19 protein-coding genes are annotated in these 22,862 nt (G+C 39.8%); 9 read left to right on the forward strand and 10 right to left on the reverse strand.

From position 1 onward, the window contains the following. Nucleotides 1–40 precede the first annotated feature (40 nt). The 4 genes from MWU82_RS05715 to MWU82_RS05730 form a co-directional block, all read right to left on the reverse strand. Nucleotides 41–766, reverse strand: a complete 726-nt coding sequence (locus tag MWU82_RS05715) for a response regulator (protein ID WP_215947221.1) — start codon at nucleotides 764–766, stop codon at nucleotides 41–43. Beyond that, on the reverse strand, nucleotides 747–1,808 hold the full coding sequence (locus MWU82_RS05720) for a sensor histidine kinase (protein ID WP_247095579.1): 1,062 nt from the start codon (nucleotides 1,806–1,808) through the stop codon (nucleotides 747–749). Before MWU82_RS05720 ends, MWU82_RS05715 begins: the two co-directional genes overlap by 20 nt. 8 nt (nucleotides 1,809–1,816) lie before the next feature. Beyond that, nucleotides 1,817–2,161 (reverse strand): DUF4907 domain-containing protein, encoded by a 345-nt coding sequence (locus tag MWU82_RS05725; RefSeq protein ID WP_111623861.1) that lies wholly within the window; start codon nucleotides 2,159–2,161, stop codon nucleotides 1,817–1,819. Nucleotides 2,162–2,239: 78 nt separating this feature from the next. Further along, entirely contained in the window at nucleotides 2,240–3,253 is a 1,014-nt protein-coding gene (locus MWU82_RS05730; RefSeq protein ID WP_247095580.1) for a kelch repeat-containing protein, read from the reverse strand. Between the two features lie 220 nt (nucleotides 3,254–3,473). Here MWU82_RS05730 and MWU82_RS05735 point away from each other — a divergent pair, with 220 nt between their 5' ends. Beyond that, nucleotides 3,474–4,793 (forward strand): DUF4270 family protein, encoded by a 1,320-nt coding sequence (locus MWU82_RS05735; RefSeq protein ID WP_215947223.1) that lies wholly within the window; start codon nucleotides 3,474–3,476, stop codon nucleotides 4,791–4,793. Further along, nucleotides 4,786–6,033 (forward strand): outer membrane protein transport protein, encoded by a 1,248-nt coding sequence (locus MWU82_RS05740; protein WP_247095582.1) that lies wholly within the window; start codon nucleotides 4,786–4,788, stop codon nucleotides 6,031–6,033. The genes MWU82_RS05735 and MWU82_RS05740 overlap by 8 nt, the downstream gene beginning before the upstream one ends. Before the next feature lie 202 nt (nucleotides 6,034–6,235). Here the strand turns inward: MWU82_RS05740 and MWU82_RS05745 are convergent, their stop codons facing one another. Genes MWU82_RS05745 through MWU82_RS05770 form a run of 6 tightly spaced genes read right to left on the reverse strand, consistent with a single transcriptional unit; the run spans nucleotide 6,236 to nucleotide 12,574 of the window. Then, nucleotides 6,236–6,967, reverse strand: a complete 732-nt coding sequence (locus tag MWU82_RS05745; RefSeq protein WP_215947225.1) for a LytTR family DNA-binding domain-containing protein — start codon at nucleotides 6,965–6,967, stop codon at nucleotides 6,236–6,238. 5 nt (nucleotides 6,968–6,972) lie between these two features. Then, nucleotides 6,973–8,010 (reverse strand): histidine kinase, encoded by a 1,038-nt coding sequence (locus tag MWU82_RS05750; RefSeq protein ID WP_247095584.1) that lies wholly within the window; start codon nucleotides 8,008–8,010, stop codon nucleotides 6,973–6,975. An 11-nt stretch (nucleotides 8,011–8,021) separates the two neighbouring features. Then, nucleotides 8,022–9,242 (reverse strand): ABC transporter permease, encoded by a 1,221-nt coding sequence (locus MWU82_RS05755; protein WP_215947227.1) that lies wholly within the window; start codon nucleotides 9,240–9,242, stop codon nucleotides 8,022–8,024. A 2-nt stretch (nucleotides 9,243–9,244) separates the two neighbouring features. Further along, nucleotides 9,245–9,988, reverse strand: a complete 744-nt coding sequence (locus MWU82_RS05760; RefSeq protein WP_215947228.1) for an ABC transporter ATP-binding protein — start codon at nucleotides 9,986–9,988, stop codon at nucleotides 9,245–9,247. Nucleotides 9,989–9,990: 2 nt separating this feature from the next. Continuing rightward, nucleotides 9,991–11,247: an efflux RND transporter periplasmic adaptor subunit gene (locus MWU82_RS05765; protein WP_247095586.1), complete on the reverse strand. Its 1,257-nt coding sequence runs from the start codon at nucleotides 11,245–11,247 to the stop codon at nucleotides 9,991–9,993. Between the two features lie 4 nt (nucleotides 11,248–11,251). Continuing rightward, the gene (locus MWU82_RS05770; protein WP_247095588.1) at nucleotides 11,252–12,574 is read right to left on the reverse strand and encodes a TolC family protein; all 1,323 of its coding nucleotides are present in this window, start codon (nucleotides 12,572–12,574) and stop codon (nucleotides 11,252–11,254) included. Between the two features lie 442 nt (nucleotides 12,575–13,016). Here MWU82_RS05770 and MWU82_RS05775 point away from each other — a divergent pair, with 442 nt between their 5' ends. The 7 genes from MWU82_RS05775 to MWU82_RS05805 all read left to right on the forward strand — a co-directional run bounded on the left by MWU82_RS05775 (nucleotide 13,017) and on the right by MWU82_RS05805 (nucleotide 22,858). After that, complete coding sequence (locus MWU82_RS05775; RefSeq protein ID WP_247095589.1) at nucleotides 13,017–13,970, forward strand: 2-dehydro-3-deoxygalactonokinase; 954 nt, start codon at nucleotides 13,017–13,019, stop codon at nucleotides 13,968–13,970. Further along, on the forward strand, nucleotides 13,960–14,601 hold the full coding sequence (locus MWU82_RS05780; protein ID WP_247095590.1) for a bifunctional 4-hydroxy-2-oxoglutarate aldolase/2-dehydro-3-deoxy-phosphogluconate aldolase: 642 nt from the start codon (nucleotides 13,960–13,962) through the stop codon (nucleotides 14,599–14,601). The genes MWU82_RS05775 and MWU82_RS05780 overlap by 11 nt, the downstream gene beginning before the upstream one ends. A gap of 66 nt (nucleotides 14,602–14,667) precedes the next feature. Beyond that, entirely contained in the window at nucleotides 14,668–15,801 is a 1,134-nt protein-coding gene (locus tag MWU82_RS05785) for a lactonase family protein (protein WP_247095592.1), read from the forward strand. 18 nt (nucleotides 15,802–15,819) lie between these two features. After that, complete coding sequence (locus tag MWU82_RS05790) at nucleotides 15,820–17,346, forward strand: sulfatase (protein WP_247095594.1); 1,527 nt, start codon at nucleotides 15,820–15,822, stop codon at nucleotides 17,344–17,346. Nucleotides 17,347–17,511: 165 nt separating this feature from the next. Further along, nucleotides 17,512–18,117 (forward strand): RNA polymerase sigma-70 factor, encoded by a 606-nt coding sequence (locus MWU82_RS05795; protein WP_247095595.1) that lies wholly within the window; start codon nucleotides 17,512–17,514, stop codon nucleotides 18,115–18,117. Nucleotides 18,118–18,191: 74 nt separating this feature from the next. Beyond that, the gene (locus MWU82_RS05800) at nucleotides 18,192–19,325 is read left to right on the forward strand and encodes a FecR domain-containing protein (RefSeq protein WP_247095596.1); all 1,134 of its coding nucleotides are present in this window, start codon (nucleotides 18,192–18,194) and stop codon (nucleotides 19,323–19,325) included. Nucleotides 19,326–19,468: 143 nt separating this feature from the next. Then, a complete protein-coding gene (locus MWU82_RS05805) occupies nucleotides 19,469–22,858 on the forward strand; it encodes a TonB-dependent receptor (protein ID WP_215947237.1) in 3,390 nt (1,129 codons plus the stop codon). Nucleotides 22,859–22,862 lie beyond the last annotated feature (4 nt).

The raw sequence follows: 22,862 nt of genomic DNA on the forward strand, positions 1-22,862 counted from the left end.
GTATAAACTAGTTATTTCTTTTGTTGCTAATATAGGCTTATTACAATCCCAAAAATGCAAAGAATTGTGTCTTATGACTTTCTCCTATAGGAATACGGGTGTCGTTAATTACAATCCGGTTCCTTTGTATGGTCTTGATCACGTTGACGTTGACTACGAAAGATTTATGTACTCTTATAAACTGGTAATTGGGTAGTTTTTCCATAAGATCCTTAAAGCTTAAAAGGGTTAAGATAGTCTTGTTGGTACCAGCAATATGAATCTTTAAATAATCCTTGAGACCTTGAATATATTCTATATCATCCAAGTTTATTTTGACATTCTCGTGTTCGGATTTTACGAAAATAAATTTTTGGTTATCGTTGTTTCCTCCAAAGGAAGGAAAAATATTGCCCTCCGTTGGTTTTACCTTTTGCGCCAAAATTTCTTTGGTCCGTGAGATGGCCTTTATAAATCTGTGGTAAGGGATCGGCTTCACCAAGTAGTCAACTGCGTTAAGCTCAAAACCTTCCACGGCATATTGGGTATAGGCTGTGGTAAAAACAAATAAAGGCCTGTTTTCCAGAGCGTTTATAAATTCTAGACCACTTATTTGGGGCATTTCAATGTCACAAAATATAACATCAACTTTTTTTTCCTTAATAACCGTAATGGCATCCAAAGGATTGGTAAATGTGCCAACTACTTCGGTAAAGTCTATTTTTTTGCAATAGTCTGCCAAAACATCTATAGCCAGGGGCTCATCATCAATGATTATGCAATTCATAGTTTTTTAAATTTAAAGTTAAATTTACCTCATAGTTCTTTCCGTCGTCATTAATCAGCAATACATGGGAATGTGGATATAAATAGTTCAATCTATTTTTTACGTTTTCAAGACCCACTCCACTACTTTTTGTTTTTGCCTTAAAAGATCCTATAATGTTGACTACCTGTAGATGTATTGACTCCTGGTTTACCAAAAGGTTTATTTTAACAAAGGTTTTTCCATTATAATCGGTGCCATATTTAAACGCGTTTTCAATAAAGGAGATAAACAAAAGTGGCGGTACAAATTTTCCTCTTTCCTCTCCCGATATTTTTAGAGTAACATCCTCGCTATTGGATAGTCGGAGTCGCTGCAAAGCCACATAACTTTTTATGTATTCCAGTTCTTTGCCCAATGGCACTAATCTTTTATCCGCCTCGTAAAGCATATACCTCATAAGTTCGGACAGATTAATAACTGCTTCTGAGGTATCCGGGGATTGTTTTACCGAAAGCGAATAGATGGTATTTAAGGAATTAAAAAGAAAATGGGGGTTCAATTGGGTCTTTAAAAATTGAAGTTCCGATTGTATTTTTTCCTTTTCTACCAATTTTCTCAGGTCCTCGTTTTTCTGCCATTCCGTATAGACCTTTAGCATGGTGCTGAAAATATAGGGCACGGCAAAGATTACGGTGGTCATTAAAAAAAAGCGGAATGCCCCTGGACCACCATCGCCGTGTTGTCGCATACGTACGGCCCTACGGGGAAGCTCATCGGGAGGAGATGGAGGGAAAGCAATATTTGTATAAAAGCCTACTGCCAAAAGCAGTAAAACCGAAAGTACAATATAGGACCACATACGGTCTTTGAGCAATAATTTTGGTACCAGGTAATAATAATTGAGGTAGAAAAGTGCCATGGCCAAGAGTAATTTTGCCAATAGACTATAGGGTAAGGACCTGGAACCAGTCAAAAAAGGATAAGACAGTAAGCCGTATAGCATGAGCCATAATAGTGCGTGAACAAGCCATTGCGGAATATTTTTCTTATCAAGTACCATGCACTTCTTTAGTAAAGGTTAAATTCTGGAATCTGTAATTCCTTCAGTTCGGAAATTGTTAATATAGGGCTTTCTTTTTTTAATAATTTACTGATAACCTTATTGGCGGTACGTTCTGCATCCTCGGTGGTTGAAAACGGTCTTTTTCCTTCTAAAATAGGAATATACTCCTGTTTTATAAGGACTCTGTCCTCTAGGTCTATTTGATATCCGTAGCCATCACCTACCGGGAATATTTCGGATTGCAGCGGGATTTTACTTTTTGTGGTGCTAAAGGAGTAATCTGTGAACCTCAAAAACAAAAAACCCGTTGCTACCGCTATAAAAACATATGCTACTAGAATTCTTTTCATTTATTTATAATTTTAAAAGAGCTATGCCAAACAGCATAGCTCTTTTTGCTAATCAATAAGTAAACATAATCAAAATCACTAATCTTCGTCGTCGTACTCGTCATAAGGGAAAAATTGCTCCAAATCATCCAAATACAGACTTCCTGTGCGGCCTAGGCCTATAAATGCCTTTGCGTTATTGGAGAATACCACCGCATCCTGTCTGGATGTTCTCTCAAAATCTGTTTTGGATTCCCAAGTATCGGTACTAGGGTCATATTCCCAAATAGATTGTAAGGTGCCCCCATAAGTTCCAGTGGCTATATATCCATAATCGTTTAAGGTAAAGCCTACGGCATTGCTTCGAACAATGGAGTAATCATCTTCTTCGTCTAGATCCAATTTCTGGGTCCAACTTTCTGTAGCCGAATCAAAAGCCCAAAAGTCATCCAAATAAATACCATTGGATACACCGGTTCCCATATATACATAATCCCCTATGGTAAAGGTAATCGCGGCCCTTCTTTTGTCACCGCCAAAGCCAACCAACTCGTGCCAGCTATCGGTAGTGGGATCGTATTTCCAAAAATCCTTCCTGTCGTTGTCACCGTCAAAGCCGGTACCGAAATAACCATAGCCATTTATTCCAAAGGCCACGGCACTTCTCCTTGGGGTAGATGGGAACGTTGCAATTTCGGTCCATGCATTGGTGGTTGGATCATAGGAATAAAAATCCGCCAATTCATCCAGGCCGTCATAACCAGAACCTATATATCCCTTGTCATTGATAGTAAAACCTACAGCGGCATTCCTTGCTGATCCCGGGAAGTCTGCTTTTTGGGACCAATAATCACCATCCATATCATAGGACCAAAAGGAGGTTAGATAATCATCCCCATCATAACCTACACCACTGTATCCTATATTTCCAATGGTGAAATATGCGCTGCCACTACGTGGACTCCCATCAAATACAGATTGGTCTATCCAGTTTCCCAAATCCTCATCTTCATCGTCATTAGAGCAACTAGCCATTAAGCAAAGTGTTACGCTGGCCATCGTTAACATTTTAATGTGGTTTACCCTTCCCTTCATGTTATAAATGTATTTCATTAGTTAATTTTTTTTCAAAACTAGATGGCGAACATGGTGTTTGAAACTTAAATAGATAAAGTCACCTATTTAACATATGAAAACGGCTATTTTATCTACCAATCGTAGACCCTATTTAATAGTTGAAATCCCCTAATTGGTCTTATAAGTTAGTGGATTGGTCTATTGAGGTTTCCGAGCTAGGGAAACGCATTTACTTTTGGCATCAAATAATGAACGAATGAGAAAACTCCTTGGACTTATAGCATTGCCGATATTATTGGTTTCATGTAGTGAGGATACTATTAATGATTCCGATTTTGTGGCTGGCGGGACATTTACCAACAGTAATATACGGGTGGTGCAAATAGATACCATGAACGTGGAGACCTACACCATGAAGTTTGATAGTCTTGTAACTTCACAAGCCACCCGCATGCTGATAGGGAAATATATGGACCCCGTTTTTGGGGCCGTAAAAAGTTCGAGTTATGCGGAATTGTTGCCCAATAGCTATTTTATCGATTCCGACGCGGAATATGACAGCATCGGCTTCTTTCTTAAATATGACAATTACTACTATAATGACACCCTTAAAAGCAACACCATCCATATTAAGGAGTTAAGTGAAATATTATATCCGGCAGATGGGAGCAATTTCTACAATACCAGCGAGGTAGGGTTTTTAGAGGACAATTTAGGGTCAATAACCTATACCCCAAGACCCTTGGGAACAGATTCGTTATATATAAAATTGAGCGACACTTTAGGGCTTGGTCTTTTCGATCAGTTACAACAAAAAGATATTACAAGCACAGAGGAATTTAAGAATTACTTTCATGGGATTACATTTCAACCGGGCGAAGACGACGATGGGTCTATTGTAGGTTTTGATTTTTCTACCAGTGTAATGAGAATGTATTATAGCATTCCCGGAGGGGAAAGTAGGACACAATTTACTGCAGATTTTACCATAAACACGACCAGTAGTCCAATTCCATTCTTTAACCAGATGTCTGTGGTTGAAACCAACGAATATTTAAAGACACTAACAGATAAGGAAGTTGTTCTCAATAGTTCCGAATCGGATAACCAAAGTTTTGTGCAATCCGGTATTGGATACACCACCAAAATAGAATTTACGAATCTAAAAACGCTGTTCGATATTCAGGGACAGGGTACCTTGTTGAATGCTGTTCTTAAAATTAAACCAGTTGCCGGATCTTATAGTGATGAACTGGCTTTAAGGGATAATTTATCGGTTTATATAGTAGATCAAAACAACGATTTAACGGAGCAATTGGTGGGAACGGATAATGCAGCGGTACAAGCCACGTTAAACCTTGATGGTCAAGAATTTAACGACATTTATTATGAAATACCCCTGACTACCTATATAGAAGGAATATTGTCCACAGAAAGGGATGCCGACTATGCAATTATTCTTTTGCCAGAGAATTACAACAGCACTGTAGACCGTTTCATTTTAATGGGAAAAGAGGGCTCTGACCAAGGTGTAAAATTGGAACTTACCTATGCAATATATGATGAAGATGAATAAATTACCTTTTTTAGCCCTATTTCTAACACTTTTATCCGCAATTCCTGTTTTGGGCCAATCCGAGGGACTCACAAGTTCCCCTTATTCCCTATATGGCCTTGGTGTAATAAATCAGACCAGTATTGGGCGGACCAATGGGATGGGGTATTCTGGGATAGCATTGAAATCGGATACGGAAATTAACAATTTAAATCCTGCCAATTTTGCCTTGACACCCCAAAATTCATTTTTTTATGATGTAGGTATAAGGGGGAAATACAACGATTATAGCAACAGGATAAACAAGGAATCCAAAACCACGTTCAACTTTTCCAATTTGGCCCTTGCCTTCCGCATAGCCGAAAGACTGGGAGCAGGTATTGCACTTGTTCCATATACCGATGTTGGTTATACCCTGATAGGAGTAAAAACCAATATTGAAGGATCTGAAGAATCCTTTGAAAGTAATGTAAGTGGACTTGGGGGAATGAGCGATCTTAAGCTCAACCTTGGGTATGGAATTACTGATAATTTGAGATTTGGAGCCAGTTTTTCCATATTATTTGGAAAAATTGAAGAGGAGGAATCCTTTCAGGTTTACAGTAGTGCCCTTATCTCCACAGAGGATACCAATTACAGCGGTGCCCGAGTTGGTCTTGGACTGCAATATGACCTCACAAATAAAATCACCATTGGAAGTACGGTGCAACTTCCAACAAGCCTAAAGGGTAGTGTAAGGCGCTCTGTAATTAAAAGTCTGAACGGGGTTGAAATAGATGTGGAAGAGGATGAAAGTGATACTGTTTCCGATTTCAATATGCCCTTGGAACTGGGCGTCGGGCTAAGTACCAACTTTCTAAAATCCTTTACCCTAAATGCCGATTATAAAAAGAATTACTGGAGTGATACCGAACAGACCGAGAATATAGGAACATACGTTGATCAGGATATCTATGCGGTTGGTTTGGAATTTGTAAGAAATGCGTCCAGTTATAAATTTAACCAGCGTATTCGATATAGAACCGGGTTCAACTATGACACTGGGTATTTGTCCATTAACGACGAAAAAATAGAAGGCTATAATTTTACCGCCGGTATTGGTTTGCCTATTGGCCGGGGGAATAATTCCATGCTAAATTTATCTTATTCCTATGGATCCACAGGATTAATAGAAAATATACTCGTCAAGGAAAATTACCATGTACTAACCTTGAATTTAAGTTTGGAGGACCTGTGGTTTAAAAAACGTAAGACCAATTAATACCAGGTCATTATGAAATTTATTCAAGACATTGAAATGCAATGGAAGAACGAACCCCGCTTTTTGGCGGGGTTTCTGTTTTATACTGTGGTCCTAAGTTTGGTTTCATCAAGGGGCCTACGGCCAACCCCGAACCTAAATGTTATTCTTTGAGAAACTTGGAAGGGGAATTGCATGCATAAAGATTTCAAAGTAAAAAAAATCAATCCAAACTATTTTTGGCAATGTAATCCAAAAATTCAGGTTTATAATTTTCCGAAACCGTAATACGTTGGTTTCCAATTATGATCTGACTGCGTTCTATAACATCTATGGCTTGTAAGGAAACAATGAAAGAGCGATGTACACGCATAAATTTATCCTTTGGAAGTTCTGCTTCTAAGCTTTTGAGATTCATTAAGGTTAAGATGGCCTTAGGCTGACCTTTAAGCCAAATTTTGATATAGTCTTTCAAGCCCTCAAAATATAGCACCTCTTCCAGGTTGATCTTTAGTTGCTTGTATTCAGATTTAACGTACAGGAACTTTTTGTCGGCAGAAGTAGCTTCTTTGCCGCTTCCCTTCACCAGGGCAAACCAATCTTTGGCCTTGGTAGCAGCGATCAAAAACTCCTCGTAGTCGAAGGGCTTTAACAAATAGTCCAAAGCTTCAACCTTATAACCTTCAAGGGCATACTCACTAAAGGCTGTAGTAAAGATGACACGGGTTCTTTTCGGGATTAGTTTGGATAACCCAATCCCTGTAAGATCTGGCATTTGTATATCCAAAAAAAGAAGATCAACTTCCTCGTTTTCCAAGAATCTCAAAGCCTCTATAGCACTGTCGCATTTAGTTTTGAGCTCCAGGAACGGAGTTTTTTGAACGTACCCCTCTATGAGTTGCAATGCCATGGGCTCATCGTCTACAACAATACAGCTTATCTTATTCGAGTTCATTTCAATTAGATTTCAAGCGTTAACACAGCGGTAAAGATTTCGTCCTTAACTTGATAAACAAAGCTATGGCTATCCGGATATAACAATTGCAGTCTTTTTCTTAGGTTTTCCAAGCCAATGCCAGAACCGCTTTTATCCGAATCGCTTTTGGGGAGATTCTGGTTCTTTGCGGTAAAGACAAGAAAGGTATCCGTTATATCCATCTTAAAGGACAATGAGGCCTCACTACTGGCAGGTATACCATGTTTAAAGGCGTTCTCTACCAAGGTAATAAATAATAATGGTACTACTTTTATGTTTTGTGGAACTGTGGGAAAGGAATACGATATAGTAATCTTATCGGAAAATCTAAGTTTCATAAGTTCTATATACTGCGTCATAAAATCAATTTCCTTTTGCAGGGCTACTTTCTCGGTATCTGTATCGTAGAGAAGATACCGCATTAGTTTGCCCAAACTGTGGATAGTTTTTTTTGCAGTTGCAGGGGAACTATCTACCAAGGCATAAATATTGTTGAGGGAGTTAAAGAAGAAATGTGGCTGCAATTGATATTTTAAGTGCTGTATCTCTGCCTGCAACTTTATAGTCTGTGCCTCTTTGCGTTCGTTCTCGGATTTGTACCAGCGTTCTGTGGTTTTTAGGGCTACGGAAAATACAATGGGCACCATAGATGCGATCATGTCCACATAAAAAAATAAATTTTTCGGGGGCCCTTTATCGTTGCTACGATTAGGGATTAGCTGGTCCATTAAAAAGCCCTTAAGTTCATGGTTGGTAAAAACAAAAAAGGCAATTAAACCAGAATTGATCAATATGAACGGCAAAATTTCATTCTTAAAAAGAAATCTATCTATAAGATAAAGATAATTGAAGTAAAAAATAATTGCATAAAAACACAGCGGAATCCATGAGTGTATCAAGGTCCGATTAAAGATTTGTTCCTGATCTTGTCCCACAGAAAGCAAATAGGGCAGACCAATTAATATCGCCCACGTTAAAAGGTGGAGTAAAGGGATTAAATTCTTTTTTTTATTCAGTATCATCTACTTTGTTCTTATTCATATCGCAATGCAGTAATCGGGTCTAGAGCTGCAGCCTTTCTTGCCGGATACCATCCAAAAAATATTCCAGTAACGGCGCAAACGGCAAAGGAAATTATGATGGAGTATAATGCAACGTTGGTGGGCCAATGTAAGAATTTTTCAATAAATACGGTCGAACCAAGGCCTAAGATTACCCCTAAAAGTCCCCCTGTGATGCTTATTAAAATGGCTTCGATTAAAAATTGCATCAATATATCGGAACCTTTGCCGCCCACTGCCATTCGCAGACCTATTTCTTTGGTTCGTTCTTTTACGGATACATACATGATATTCATGATGCCAATACCTCCGATCAACAAAGAAATTCCTGCAACCGCAACCAAAAGAATAGTAAGCATTTCACTGGTTGCACTAAATGTGGAAATTAATTCTTCCATAGAACGCACGTTAAAATCATCATCTTGATTATCTGTCAATTTATGTTGTGACCGTAAAATTTCTGATACTTGGGTTACGGCATCCGGCGCATCCTCCTCACTAATGGCAGAGGCAATGACCTGATTTAAATGATCAATGGCCAAAATACGCTTTTGAACCGTGGTATACGGGGCAATAACCACATCATCTTGATCTTGGCCAAAGGTGTTTTCCCCTTTTTCTTCCAATACCCCGATTACTTTAAACGGAATACTGTTAAAGCGGATCATTTTACCAACTGGGTCCTCCCCATCCGGGAATACATTATCTACAACGGTCTGGCCTATCAAAACTACTTTGGAGGCCGATTGTACTTCTGCATCGGTAAACATACTGCCGCTTTGTAGATCGATCATCTTAATATTTAGATAGTCGGGATTTACACCATAAATAGTAGAAGGCCAGTTGTTGGAACCATTAATAACTTGTCCGCCCCCATTTACCACTGGAGTTATATAAGTTAGTAGATCTGCCTGTTGCTTAATAGCCTTATAGTCGTTAAGAGTTAAAGATTCCATGACGCTACGTTCCTGTCTTACCCCTCCTCGCATATCTGCACCTGGTCTAATGGTTATCATATTAGATCCCATACTGGAAATGGTACTGCGAATACTGTCCTTGGAACCTTCTCCAATAGCGAGCATTGCGATTACGGACGCCACTCCTATGATAATGCCTAGCATGGTAAGCAGGGTTCTCATTTTGTTAAGAATGATAGCCTTAAATGCAATTTTAAATAAATTTAATAGTCTCATAATTAATGGTCTTCTATGGGTAATGAAGCCAATTCAGTTGCTGCTGATTGGATCTTTGCATTTAAATTGTCCTTGATAATATTCCCATCCTTTAGGATTATGGTTCTATTGCTAAAAGAGGCAATATCCGGTTCGTGTGTTACAAAGGTGATGGTAATGCCTTGCTTGTTCAATTCCTGAAATAGGGACATAATTTCATAAGAGGTCCGGGTGTCCAGATTACCTGTAGCTTCATCAGCCAGAATCATCACGGGGTTGTTCACCAAAGACCTGGCAATGGCTACCCGCTGTTGTTGTCCCCCGGAAAGCTGCGATGGGGTATGTTGCATACGATCTGCCAAGCCAACTTTTTTCAAAGCTTTTATGGCGCGTTCCCTCCGTTCTTCCGTGGATACCTTACTGTTGTACAAAAGAGGAAGTTCTACGTTCTCCAATGCCGAGGTCCTGGCTAGCAGATTATAGGATTGGAAAATGAATCCAATTTTTTCATTTCTAATGGTCGCCAGGGCGTTTTTGTCCAGATCTTTTACTTTTAGGCCATCTATCTCATAGGTTCCCGAAGTGGGTTGGTCCAAGCAGCCCAAAATATTCAATAAGGTACTTTTGCCAGAACCACTAGATCCCATTATGGTAACAAATTCACCTTCTTTGATGGAAAACGAAATGCCCTTCAATGCGTGGACGGTTTCGTTGCCCATGGTAAACTCGCGCTTCAGATCTTCAATTTTGATAATCTCTTTACTCATGGCTACTTATTTTTTTTGTTGGCTCCCGGGGGTTTTGGCATAAACGGACTTTCGCCAGCGCCTTCGGGCCCTGAAAGTTCTTGGTTGCTGTCAGATTTTAAACTATATACCAGCTGATCACCATCATCAATGCCACTTAATATCTGTACGTTTACCCCGTCACTGGCTCCCAAAGTGACCTTTTTTGGTGAAATGGCCCCGTTTTCTCCAAGTACCCAAACCCTACTGCTATTTTCATCCTCGGACCTAGCTTGTCCTTTATTTTCACCTTCTGGTCTTGGCTGTCCTTTTGCTGGTTCAACGGTTATATTTTGTTGCTCATTATAGGCCATCATCACTGGGGGCGTAGGTTTAAAATTGATGGCTTTGGCTTCGGCAGTCAAGACGTCCTTCAACTCTAAAGTATATATGGAAATGGTGGCAGTAAGTCCAGGTTTTAATTTTAGATCCGGATTATCCGCTTTTATGACTACCGTGTAGGTAACTACGTTTGAAGTTACTGTTGGATCCAAACGTATTTGGGTTACGGTTCCTTCAAAAGTTTGCCCTAAATAGGCATCTACGGTAAAGGTTACCCTTTGTCCATCTTTTACTCCACCTATATCCGCCTCATCAACATCTGCCTCTACCTGCATTTCCTTTAAATCTTGGGCAATGGTAAATAGGGTTGGGGTACTAAAGCTTGCCGCTACCGTTTGTCCTTCGTCTATAGCCCTGGAAAGTACAACACCATCTATGGGTGAATAAATATCGGCATAGCTTAGATTGGTTCTGGCCCTTTCAAGGTCGGATAAGCGTTGGGTCACCGTGCCTTTTGCCGTTTCAAAATTATATTGGGAGTCATCAAAATCCGATTTACTGATCACCTGATTGTCATAAGGTGTCTTTTGTCGGTCGTAGATGGTCTGCATATAGTTCCTTTGGCTCACTGCGTTATCATAGGCTGCCTGTGCCTGGGTAAGTGCAGCCCGTAGGTTTGTTTTATCCAATTCTGCGATGAGTTGTCCTTCGGTGACCACACTGTTGTAATCCACATATATTTTTTCCACTACACCAGAGACTTGTGTACCTACTTCCACTTGGGTAATAGGTTCTACGGTACCTGTTGCCGTAACCAATGTGGTAACGTCCCCTTTTTTGGCCGCAATGGTCTTGGCTTCTATTACAGCACTGTTATCGTCTTTTATAAAGCTGTATGCTGCAATAGCTAGTATTACTGATGCAAGGCTGCCTAATATGATTCTTTTTTTATTTTTCATTAGATTAGATTTTAATGTCATTTCCCTGATAAAATTGAAGTAATTGGTTGTATAGCAGGCTAAGGTATTTGGCCTGGATATAATTTTGTTCCGTATTGGTATAGGTGTTCTGGCTTAAGATGAGGTCCGTAGTACTCAGAGCTCCCAATTCATATTGTTTCTGTGCCAGCCTGAAGGATTCTTTTGCCGCATTTCTGGCGATATCTGCCGCTTCCATTTCACTTTGGGAGGTAATGGCATTTTGCCAGGCTGTTTCTATTTTTTTGTATAGGTCTTTTTCTTCCTGCGCCAGTTCCAATTTGGCCATATCAATATTTATTTTGGCCGTTTGTACCTCAGATTTGGTCTTGTTTCTGTTAAAAATGGGGACGTTTAGGGATAACCCCAATCTTTGGTTGAAATTCAGGTCCAATTGATCGGTAAAATTATAATCCTGGGTGGAGGTGTAGCCAGAACCTAAGCTCCCCGTTAAGGATAAAGTGGGCAGGTAGCCTCCTTTGGCAATGTCCAAGTCTTTTTCGGAAAGGGAAACATTAATCTTGCCTGCATTTATTTCCGGAAGATTTTCCAAGGCTTCGGAATAGACTTCATTTAGGTCCGGGACAAGGTCCAGGATAATTTCATCTGCATCCGCAATCTCAAAATTAGTGTTGGGGGGCAATTCCAATTGTTGTTTTAACGATAAAAGCTGCAGCGCATAATCGTTTTTTGTATTTATAAGAAGGTACCGGTTTGTGGCGGTTTGCGACTGGGCATCGGTATATTCCTTTATGGCGATGGAACCGGCATCCAACCTGGCCTTGGCCCTCTCTTCTTCCTTTTGCGATACCGCAAGGTTATTTTCGGCGATCAGTATATTCTCTTTTGCATATAGCAATTGAATATAACTTTCTGTAATGCTCAGAGTTATATTGTTCTTGGCCTCTTCTTCATAAAGTGCATATTGATCAATAAGCAGCTTTCCCTGTTTTATTTGATTGTTGATCTGGTTCCCTTGGAAAAGGGTTAGCTGGGAGTTCAATCCCAGGCTGGTGGAATTGATCTGTTGGGAAACGAAATCGCTTGTAATGGGGTCTATGGAATTTCCGTTCGTGAAATTCTGGGAGGCATTGCCATTTAAATTGGGCAATCTTAAAGACTTTGTTGCCAGATAGCTGGCTTCCGTAATGTTCTTGGATAATTCGGCTTGTTTTACACTTATGTTGTTCTCTAGAGCGTAGTTAATACACGCTTCCAAAGTCCAAATTTTCTGGACAGAATCAATCGGTGTTTGACCTTGTGCAAACTGAACTACAAAAAGGATTGTTAGTAGGATATATTTTTTCATGGATTTTAACCTTTCAAATGAAAATTCATATCAAATCTCCCACTTAGGGCACCTAAGATTAAATGAAATAGATTGAAACGCGGATTCCCTATACCAATCGCCATATTTTATCGATGAATTTTTTGGGCAAAGGGATTCTCCTGTCAAATTCTTTGTGGGTGATCAATGGTGGAAGAAATCTAAAATGGAGTATTACGGACCTCAAAAAAAAGCTGGGAATTTGTGTCGATGCTTGTTTTGCGTCAGAGATATATTTTAAAGATGAAAATAATTAACGTATTTTTCGGGAATAGTGGAATTTATAGAACAATCCCTGGTTTCATTTTGATATATACAGGCCCCATAGGGGAATAAAAATCGGTGATGTTGAAGAGGGTTGTACCACAAATTCCCTTTACGATAATCCGATTAAATAAAAAGCAATTAAAGCACTATAACAAATATGGGGCTACCCGAAAAATTTATCAGTTGTGATTGGGGCACGTCCAATTTTAGGCTCCGTTTGGTGGATTCCCATTCATTGAAGGTGCTTTCCGAAATCAGGACGGATCTGGGAATTAAAAAGTGTTACCAACTATTTACAGCGCAAAGTGAACGGTCGCAAGAATCCTTTTTTGCCGATTATTTGTTGGCGCAGTTGGAAAAGTTGGATTTAGAGGGAGTGGAAAACTGCCATTTGGTGGCTTCCGGAATGCTGTCCTCTTCCATAGGGATGCAGGAATTGGAGTACTGTCAATTTCCCATTGCCTTTGGTGGTGAAGACCTAATAAGCAAAAGGCTTTCAATCAGTAATAAATTGGACCTGCTTTTAGTTTCCGGGGCAAGAACAAATAGCGATGTAATGCGAGGGGAGGAGATCCAGGCTATTGGACTTTCGGATTACCTGCCCAAGAAAGACAAGGGGGTTCTGTTGTTGCCCGGTACCCATAGTAAACATATCCATTTTGATGCTGGGAGATTTATAGATTTTACCACCTACATGACAGGTGAATTATTTGAGGTAATAGGGAAGCACACTATTTTGTCGGCTTCCCTGGAGGAATCGCCATGGAGCCCTTTAAATAAGGATATTTTTCTGAAAGGGGTACAAAAAGGAGTTCACAGCCAACTGATGGCTTCGCTTTTTTCCATTAGGGCAAATAGTTTGATACATAAAACCTCCGCTAAGGAAAACTATTATTATTTATCGGGATTGTTAATAGGAGCGGAGTTAGGCCATTTGAAAAAAAAGAGCGAAACCGTTTACCTTGCAGTTACCGGAATACAGAACGAATTGTACCAATTGGCTTTGAAATCATTTATACCCGAGGCCCGAATCGTTTGTTTTGAGCCGCAAATTATAGAAACGGCCCTACTGGTTGGTCAGCGAAAAATTTTAGAAGCACATGTCAAATAAAGAATCATTTTCCTGGGAACTTTACAATAGGGCGCCCATTGTGGGTATTGTAAGAGGAGTATCCATGGATGTTATGCGGGATATTGCCAAGGCATATCTCAAGGCGGGGCTGCACACCATTGAAATAACCATGAATACCGCCGGGGCCGCCGAAATAATTTCCAAACTAAGGGGCGAATTCAATGACCTCAATGTGGGTGCGGGTACGGTCTGTAATATGGAAGACTACGACAGGGCCGAAGAGGCAGGTGCCCAGTTTATTGTAACTCCGATCATAGATGAAGCGGTAATTAGGAGTGCTGTAGCCCAAGGGATACCGATTTTTCCGGGGGGTTATTCTCCAACTGAAATTTACAGAGCGTGGAGCTTAGGGGCATCTGCGGTAAAGATATTCCCGGCCTCTCAACTTGGAGTTCAATTTATAAAGGACATCTCGGCCCCACTTAACGAAATTAAGCTTTTACCTACTGGGGGAGTTTCTTTGGAAAATATCAAATCCTTTTTTGAGGCTGGTGTTGTGGGCGTAGGTATGGGCAGTTCACTCTTCGACAAAAAGTTGATTGAGGAGAGAGATTTTGAAGGACTTTCGGATCATTTTTCCAAAGTAAAAGCGGAAGTAAAGGGCTTTTAAATTCAAATAAATATATTTAACAAAATCAATTCCATTTTTATCATGAAACGACCTTCAAATTATTTAATGATTATTATTCTATTGGGGCTAGTGATCGGGTGTAAAGATCATCCCAAAAAAGCCAATTTGGCGAGCGGACAACAACAACAACAACAAATTCAAAACGAGGGACTAAAACTCTTGGTCGGTACTTTTGCCGAAGGGGATGATCAAGGCATTTATCAGCTCGACTTTAATACAGAAACGGGGGAGCTTACCAATAGTCGGCATGTAGCCAAAGAGAATAAGCCAGGCTATTTATACCTTTCAAAAGATGGGGAGAGGGTCTATTCTTCGAACGGAACAAAACCGGGGAGTGTATCGGCATTCCAATGGAACCAAGATAAAACAGCCCTGACCAGAGTGGCCAACCTTCCCAGTATAGGGGATGGAGCCTGTTATGTTGGGGTAAATTCCGATGAAAATCTTCTTGCTGCAGCAAATTATAGTTCGGGAGGTATCGTACTATATCCCATTGACAAAAAGGGGGTTATGTTAGATGAACCACAAGAGATACAACATACAGGAAGTGGTCCGCATCCCAACCAAAATTCGGCCCATGCACACTGTGTACAATTTTCCCAAAACGGAAAATTTTTATATGCCGTAGATCTAGGGATAGATCAGATTTTAACGTATCCAATAAATTCGGAAAGGAAATTGGGTAAGGCGGAAGTAGGGCTGCAAATGGATCCCGGAGATGGCCCCAGACATCTTATTTTCCACCCAACGGATAACAAGGTGTTTATTATCAATGAACTGTCCAGTACTGTTGTGTCGGCCACAGTGGATGAAGAGACCGGAGTTTTTACAAAAATCGATAAAAAGAGTACGCTCCCAGAGGATTACCAAGGACCAAATGCCTGTGCCGATATACATATTAGCAACAATGGGAAATTCCTGTATGCTTCCAATAGGGGGCATAATAGTATAGCTATTTATTCGATATCTGATAGCGGAGATTTAAAACCTCTGGCCATAGAACCTGTGCAAGGGGATTGGCCTCGAAATTTTACCCTATCACCCGATGGAAAATTTTTATTGGTGGCCAACCAGAAATCAGATAATATCACAGTTTTTAAAGTTGATGATAAGACAGGTCTCCTTGAATTTACAGGAAATGAAATATCTATTTCACAACCTGTATGTTTAAAGTTCTAGATAAACAATCTATCTATTATGACCAACCACAAACCAAAATCGACCAACTTTTTAATCCTTCTATTATCAATATTTACATTATCCTGCTCCTCAAATAAAGAAACTAAAAATGAAGAAGGGGAGCGCCCAAATATTGTATTGATCATTGCTGACGATATGGCCTGGGACGATAGCGGGGCCTATGGCCATCCAAATATACGTACCCCAAATATTGATAAACTTGCTGAGGAGGGAATGCGTTTTGATCAGGCCTATCTTACGGCCAGTTCATGTAGTCCTAGTAGGACAAGTATTATTACCGGACTCTATCCCCATAATACTAATGCAGAACAATTACATTGGCCCCTGACACCGGATAAGATAACTTTCGTGGAAAAGCTCAAAGCCTCTGGCTACTGGACAGCCCAGGCCGGCAAGTGGCATATGGGGGATGCCATTAAGGATCGATTCGATGAGGTCTATGATGTAGGTACCTCTGGCTTTCAATTGGCACCTGATGGTACTAAGGCCAAACAAAAAGGTGACGGCAGTGGTTGTGAAAATTGGGTTCCCGTGCTGCAGGCACGGCCAAAAGACAAACCTTTTTTTCTTTGGCTGGCCGCTGTTGATCCGCACCGACCCTATACTGATAATATTGTGGAGCATCCACAGACCATTGAAGATGTGATTGTACCTCCATATATGCCGGATACAGAAAATGTGCGAAAAGACTTTGTGTACTATTATAATGAAATTTTAAGGTTGGATGACTATGTCGGTAAGGTAGTGGAGGAGTTGGGTAGTCAAGGGATTTCCGAAAATACCATGATTCTTTTTATTAGCGATAATGGGAGACCTTTTCCAAGAGACAAGACAACCCTGTACGACGGTGGTATAAAAACGCCATGGATAGTAAAATGGCCCCAAAAAGTAAAACCTAAGTCGGTCTGTAATAACCTGGTAAGTGCTGTGGATATTGCCCCTACATTTCTAAAGTTGGCTGGGTTGGAAAGCCTTCCCTCCTTTGAAGGACAGGATTTTTCCGATTTGTTGACCAATCCGGAAGCAAAAATAAGGGATATGGTCTATGCCGAAGATCATTGGCACGACTATGAGGATTACACTAGGGCCATAAGGACAAAAAAGTTAAAATACATACGTAATTTTTATCCGGACCTTCCAAATACACCTTCGGCGGATGCCTTTGTCAGCGGCACATTTACCGATATGCTCAAAATGAAGGAAAAGGGAGAGCTCACTGAAGCACAATTGGCCTGCTTTATTATTCCACGCCCAAACGAAGAGTTGTATGATATGGTCAAAGATCCATACGAACTCAATAATTTGGTAGGAAACGCTGATTATCAGGAAAATTTGGAGGCCATGCGTTCAGAAATGAAAAAAATTAGACGACTTACACAAGATAGTTTGCCAGCTTTTAGGACTCCGGATGAATTTGATAGGGAAACAGGCAAATCAAATTCATTTAGACAGCGCCCGCGTCCCTCGAAAAAGGAAATGGAAAAAATTATTTTGGAAACAGCTCAGCCCAATAAAAATGGATGAATTAATGCTAAAATTGGCAATTAAATATGTCAGCAACTCCTAATCCATAAACCTTGCGATTAGAATAAATTTTACATGTAAATTTTACATTTAATAAAATTTTGTATATTTAGCTGATATATTGGTAATTAAACATGTTTAAGTTTATGTAATTCTTAATTCATAATGGAGAAAGAGCATTTAAGTTTGACAGATTTTCGCTTCCTACAATTTAGGGAAGGAGATCGCCGTGCTTTCGAATATTATTTTAAAGAATATTACAATAGTATTGTTGGGTTTGGAACTCAGTTTATAGGGGATAAGGACAAAGCAAGAAGCGTTGCACAAGACGCTTTTATCAAGCTATGGGAGAACCGGGAAAAAGTGCAAAAAATTAATGGAATCCCATCCTTTTTATACCGGTCTGTTAAAACAGATTGTTTAAACCTAATAAGGCACCATAAGGTTGTACGGAAGTACAAATCCAGACAATTGCAGGAAAGGGAGAGCCACTTGCATACTGAAATTTTGAACTCCTTGAATTTTGATTCCGTAACCTTTTCGGAATTGGAAAATCTTATTGAAAAGTCAATTGAGGAATTACCGGACAAATGCAAGCAGGTATTTTTGAAAAAGCGATTTGAAAATAAGAAGAATAAAGAGATTGCTCAAGAATTGGGAATTACCATCAAAGCTGTTGAAGCCAACATAACACGGGCTACGAAATTCCTTAAATTGAGAATTGCAAACTACGTAATCATTACTTTTTTTTGTGCTTTTTTGCATTTTTGATAAAAAAAATTAAAAATCAATGTAGGGTAAAGTACTTCTAAGGTGTACTTAATTGGAACGCAAAATTCCAGTTAATGGATTACGATTTAATTTCTAAGTATCTTTCAGGAAATGCCACGGAAGAGGAAGTCGCATTGATCTTTCAATGGATAGACGATTCCCCCGCGAATAAAAAGGCTTTTATACAATTCAAAAAAACCTGGGCCTTTAAAGCAAAGAGCGATGAAGATTGCGAAATGGCTTGGCAGGAACTGGAATCAAAACTGGACAACAATAAGTCGAAACCTAGGTTTTCAGGATTCATAAATTATGCCGCTATCTTGGTACTTGTTGTGGGCATAGGGTATTTCTTTACCCAACATAAATTGAGTTCTGATCTGCCGGTCATTGATAAGAACGCCATTACCTTGGAATTGGGCAATGGAAATATTCAGATAATAACCGAGAAAGAGCAAAGTGCCATACTTGACAAGAACGGAAAGGTGGTTGGAAAGCAGCAGGGAAGTGTTTTATCCTATAAGGATGTTGCCAATGAGGTTGTTTCTGCAGCACCTATTTACAACGAATTGACCATACCCTATGGAAAAACCTTTAAGTTGATTTTGTCCGATGGCACAGTAGTACATTTAAATGCAGGTAGTTCCATAAAATATCCAGTAAAATTTATAGAAGGTTCAAAAAGGGAAGTATTTCTTCATGGGGAAGCCTTTTTTGATGTCACCAAAGATGCAGACCATCCTTTTGTAGTAAATGTAAATGATTTAAATGTTAGGGTTTTGGGAACAAAATTCAATGTTTCCTCCTATCCTGAGGAGGAAAATGTCAGCACCGTCCTTATTGAGGGGTCTGTGGCACTGCACGGGAAGGACAACGATTTTAATTCGGCAAATACGGTTTTATTGGAACCTGGATATAAAGGGGAATGGAATCAAAAATCAAAAGAAACATCCATAACAGAGGTGGATACAAAAATGTATACCAGCTGGGTGGAAGGAAGAATGATCTTCAGAAATACCCCATTTAAAATCATCAGAAAGAAACTGGAAAGGCACTACAATGTCTCTATTAAAAACAATAATGAAATTCTGGAGGAGAAGACCTATAATGCGGTTTTCGATGTTGAAAGTATAGACCAGGTGTTGCGAACTTTAAATGAAATTTATTCTATTGAGTACATCATTGATCAAAATGAAATAGTAATTAATTAATCTTAAAACAATTAAATATGAAGTGAATTTTTAGAGTCTAGGACACAATCTACTTTATAAAAAAACCAGAAAATGCTTGCGACATTTTCTGGCAGATTAAAGTGATTAAAATTTTTATTAACCACCAAACGTATTACTAAATTATGAAAAAATTTAACAAACCACGGAATCGTAATGGTTGTCCATGGCGATTCGATTTGAAAATGAAATTAACAACCCTATTTTTATTAGTTGCACTTTTTCAAGTTAATGCAAGTACCTATTCCCAAAGCACAAAAATAGACTTGAATCTTAACAATGTTAAGGTGTTTGACGTTCTCAATGAAATTGAATCCCAGACGGAATTTAAGTTCTTTGTGGACACCAAAGAAGTGGATTTGGAAAGAATGGTTTCCATAAAAGTGAAAAGGGAAACTATTGCCAAGATATTGGAGAAAGTGTTTAAGGGAACCAATATTGTTTATAAGGTTTTGGACAAACAAATAGCCTTAAAACCTGGGGTTAAAGAAGATAATGTTGACCAAAGTAGCACGCAGGAAATGGGATTGCAGCAACCTACCATTTCAGGTACTGTTGTGGACGATACCGGGACGCCATTGCCAGGGGCAAATATTGTGGAAAAAGGAACCACGAATGGGGTAACAGCCGATTTTGACGGTAATTTTTCTATTGAGGTAGCAGATGCCAACGCCACGTTGGTAGTTTCCTATATTGGATTTTCCACTATTGAAGTACCTTTAGATGGGCAAACCAGCCTTAGTATTACCCTTCAAGAAAGTGCGGCAGGATTGGATGAGGTTGTCGTAGTAGGTTATGGAACCCAGAAGAAGATCAACGTAATTGGCTCCATATCACAAGTATCTTCCAAGGACATTGAAAATAGGCCTGTAACACAGGCGTCCCAAGCAATAACGGGGCAGATGCCGGGAGTTACGGTAATACAAAGATCGGGAAGACCCGGACAAAGTGGAGGGGAGATCCGCGTTAGGGGAGTTGGTTCATTTGGAGCTGATGCCAATGCCCTTGTTTTGATAGATGGCATAGCAGGTACCATGAATGATATTAATCCAGACGACATTGCTTCCATCTCGGTACTTAAAGACGCTTCTTCGGCAGCTATCTATGGTGCCAGATCTGCCAATGGGGTAATTTTAATTACTACTAAAAGCGGCAGTAACAAGAAATTTTCAGTTAGCTACAATAGCTATATTGGTGTTAATGAAGCCACTGAACTTCCTGAATTTGCCAACTCTTGGGAGTATGCGGAAATGTACAATATAGCTTCAGGGAGTACTAGTTTTACTGCTGATGACATTGACAGATACAGGGCGCAAAACGATCCTGATAATTATCCCAATACAAGGTTCTTGGAAGATCTGTTTTCTAGAAATGGAATTCAGACCTCCCACACCCTTACCGTAAATGGTGGTGATGAAAACAACAAGTACTATGTATCTGCAGGTATTTTGGATCAACAGGGGATAGTACCTAAGAATAGCTTTAACCGCTATAACTTTCGTATGAATCTCAATAATAAGTTGGGCGAAAAATTTGAATTGAACTCTAGATTTTTTGGAGCTTTGGAAGAACGAAAAGAGCCACAGGCCACGGCAAATAAAGGAGGTGGATTTTTAGATCAACTTGTTCAAAATGCAGTGCGTTATCCGGCAACTTTCTTGGGCCGGGATTCCCAGGGCAATTACGGAATAGGACCGGAAAGTGGAGGAACTCCAGTTGCTTGGTTGGATTCCAAGTCCTATTTGACCAATCCTACAACTAGGGTCGGGGTAAATGTAAAATTGGACTGGAAGCCTAATGATGATTTGGTCTTTTCCGCTATTGGAGGTTATAATTTTACGCTTTATGAGGAGCGCTCCTATCTGGGATCACAAAGACTTAATGAGGATGTGTTTTTAGGACAATCGTATTTAAATCAACAGAGCAACAAAACTATTTTTAAGACCATGCAGTTTACCGGGGAGTATTCCAAGGAATTTGGGTCGCACGATTTTAGCTTATTGGCTGGATATTCCTTTGAAAATGAAGAGCTATCCCTTTTCAATGGTTACCGTCAGGATTTTGCGAGTAATGACTATACTGTAATGGATCTTGGAAGTGCCGAAAATCAGCAATCTGGGGGCTATGACGCGGAATGGGCCTTGCAATCCTTTTTCTCCCGTCTTAAATACAGTATAGACCAAAAATATCTTTTTGAGGCTACTATGCGGTATGACGGATCATCGCGTTTTCCGGAGAATAATAAATATGCATTTTTTCCCTCTGCGGCTGTGGGATGGCGTATTTCCCAAGAAGACTTTATGCAAGGGGTATCTTGGATGTCCAATTTAAAAGCAAAGGCTTCATGGGGTATATTAGGAAACCAAAATATAGGTAATTATCCTTATCAAACGGTTTTGGCCTCAGGAAGGGATTATTCCTTGGGAGGTGGACTTGCAACTGGGGCAGCATATGCCAATTACAAGGATGCCAATATTAAATGGGAATCCACTGAAACTATTGACATAGGAATCGAATCCGGTTTTTTTGACGGACAGCTAACTTTTAATGCTACCTATTTCAATAGAAACACAACAGATGTACTATTTAAGCCTTCTGCAAGTGTATCCTCGGTCTTAGGAGTTGGTATAAGTGAGACCAATACCGGAGAAGTTAAAAATACGGGATGGGAATTTGACTTGGGCCATCGTGGAAAAGCTGGAGATTTTGGATATTCCATCAACGCTAATTTTTCGATCATCAATAATGAGGTTGTTACCTTGGGACTTGGTAATGTAGAGCAGCCCAATGGGTTTGTAGGAAATGGTTCCGACTTGTTTATAGGCTATCCCATGCAAATGTACTACGGCTATAAAGCCGATGGTGTGTTTTTAAATGATGGTGAGGTAGATAGCTGGCCAGATATGTCAGCGGTAAATCCTACCGCACAGGCAGGTGATTTTAGATATAAGGATATCAGTGGACCGGACGGGGTTCCGGATGGTAAGGTAGATCCTACTTATGACCGGACCTATTTGGGAAGCCGTATCCCTAAATATACTTTTGGAGCTAATCTAGGCTTTAACTATAAAAATTTCGACCTATCCGTTTTATTACAAGGAACGGCAGGGGTAAAAGGCCAATTGGACGGTTATGCCGGTTATGCTTTCTTTAATCTAGGGAATATTCAAACTTGGCAAATGGACGGTAGGTTCGATCCCGACAGCCCAGTCCGTTATCCAGATTATCCTAGACTGGAAGTTTTGACCAATAGCGGATCGGCCAATACGGAAACATCGGACTTTTGGGTCATCAATTCTGGGTATTTGCGTATTAAGAATATTCAGATGGGATATAATTTTCCTGATGCGGTCAATGAAATTCTAGGGATAGATAATTTAAGATGTTATTTGGGCGCAGAGAATTTGCATTCCTTTAATTCCTATAGAAAGGGATGGGACCCAGAAATAACAGGGGGCGGAGCATATTATCCCATATTAACTACCTACACTTTTGGTATAAACCTAAAATTTTAAGATC

This window comes from Arenibacter sp. S6351L (assembly GCF_023016025.1).
GTDB classification, from domain to species: domain Bacteria; phylum Bacteroidota; class Bacteroidia; order Flavobacteriales; family Flavobacteriaceae; genus Arenibacter; species Arenibacter algicola_B.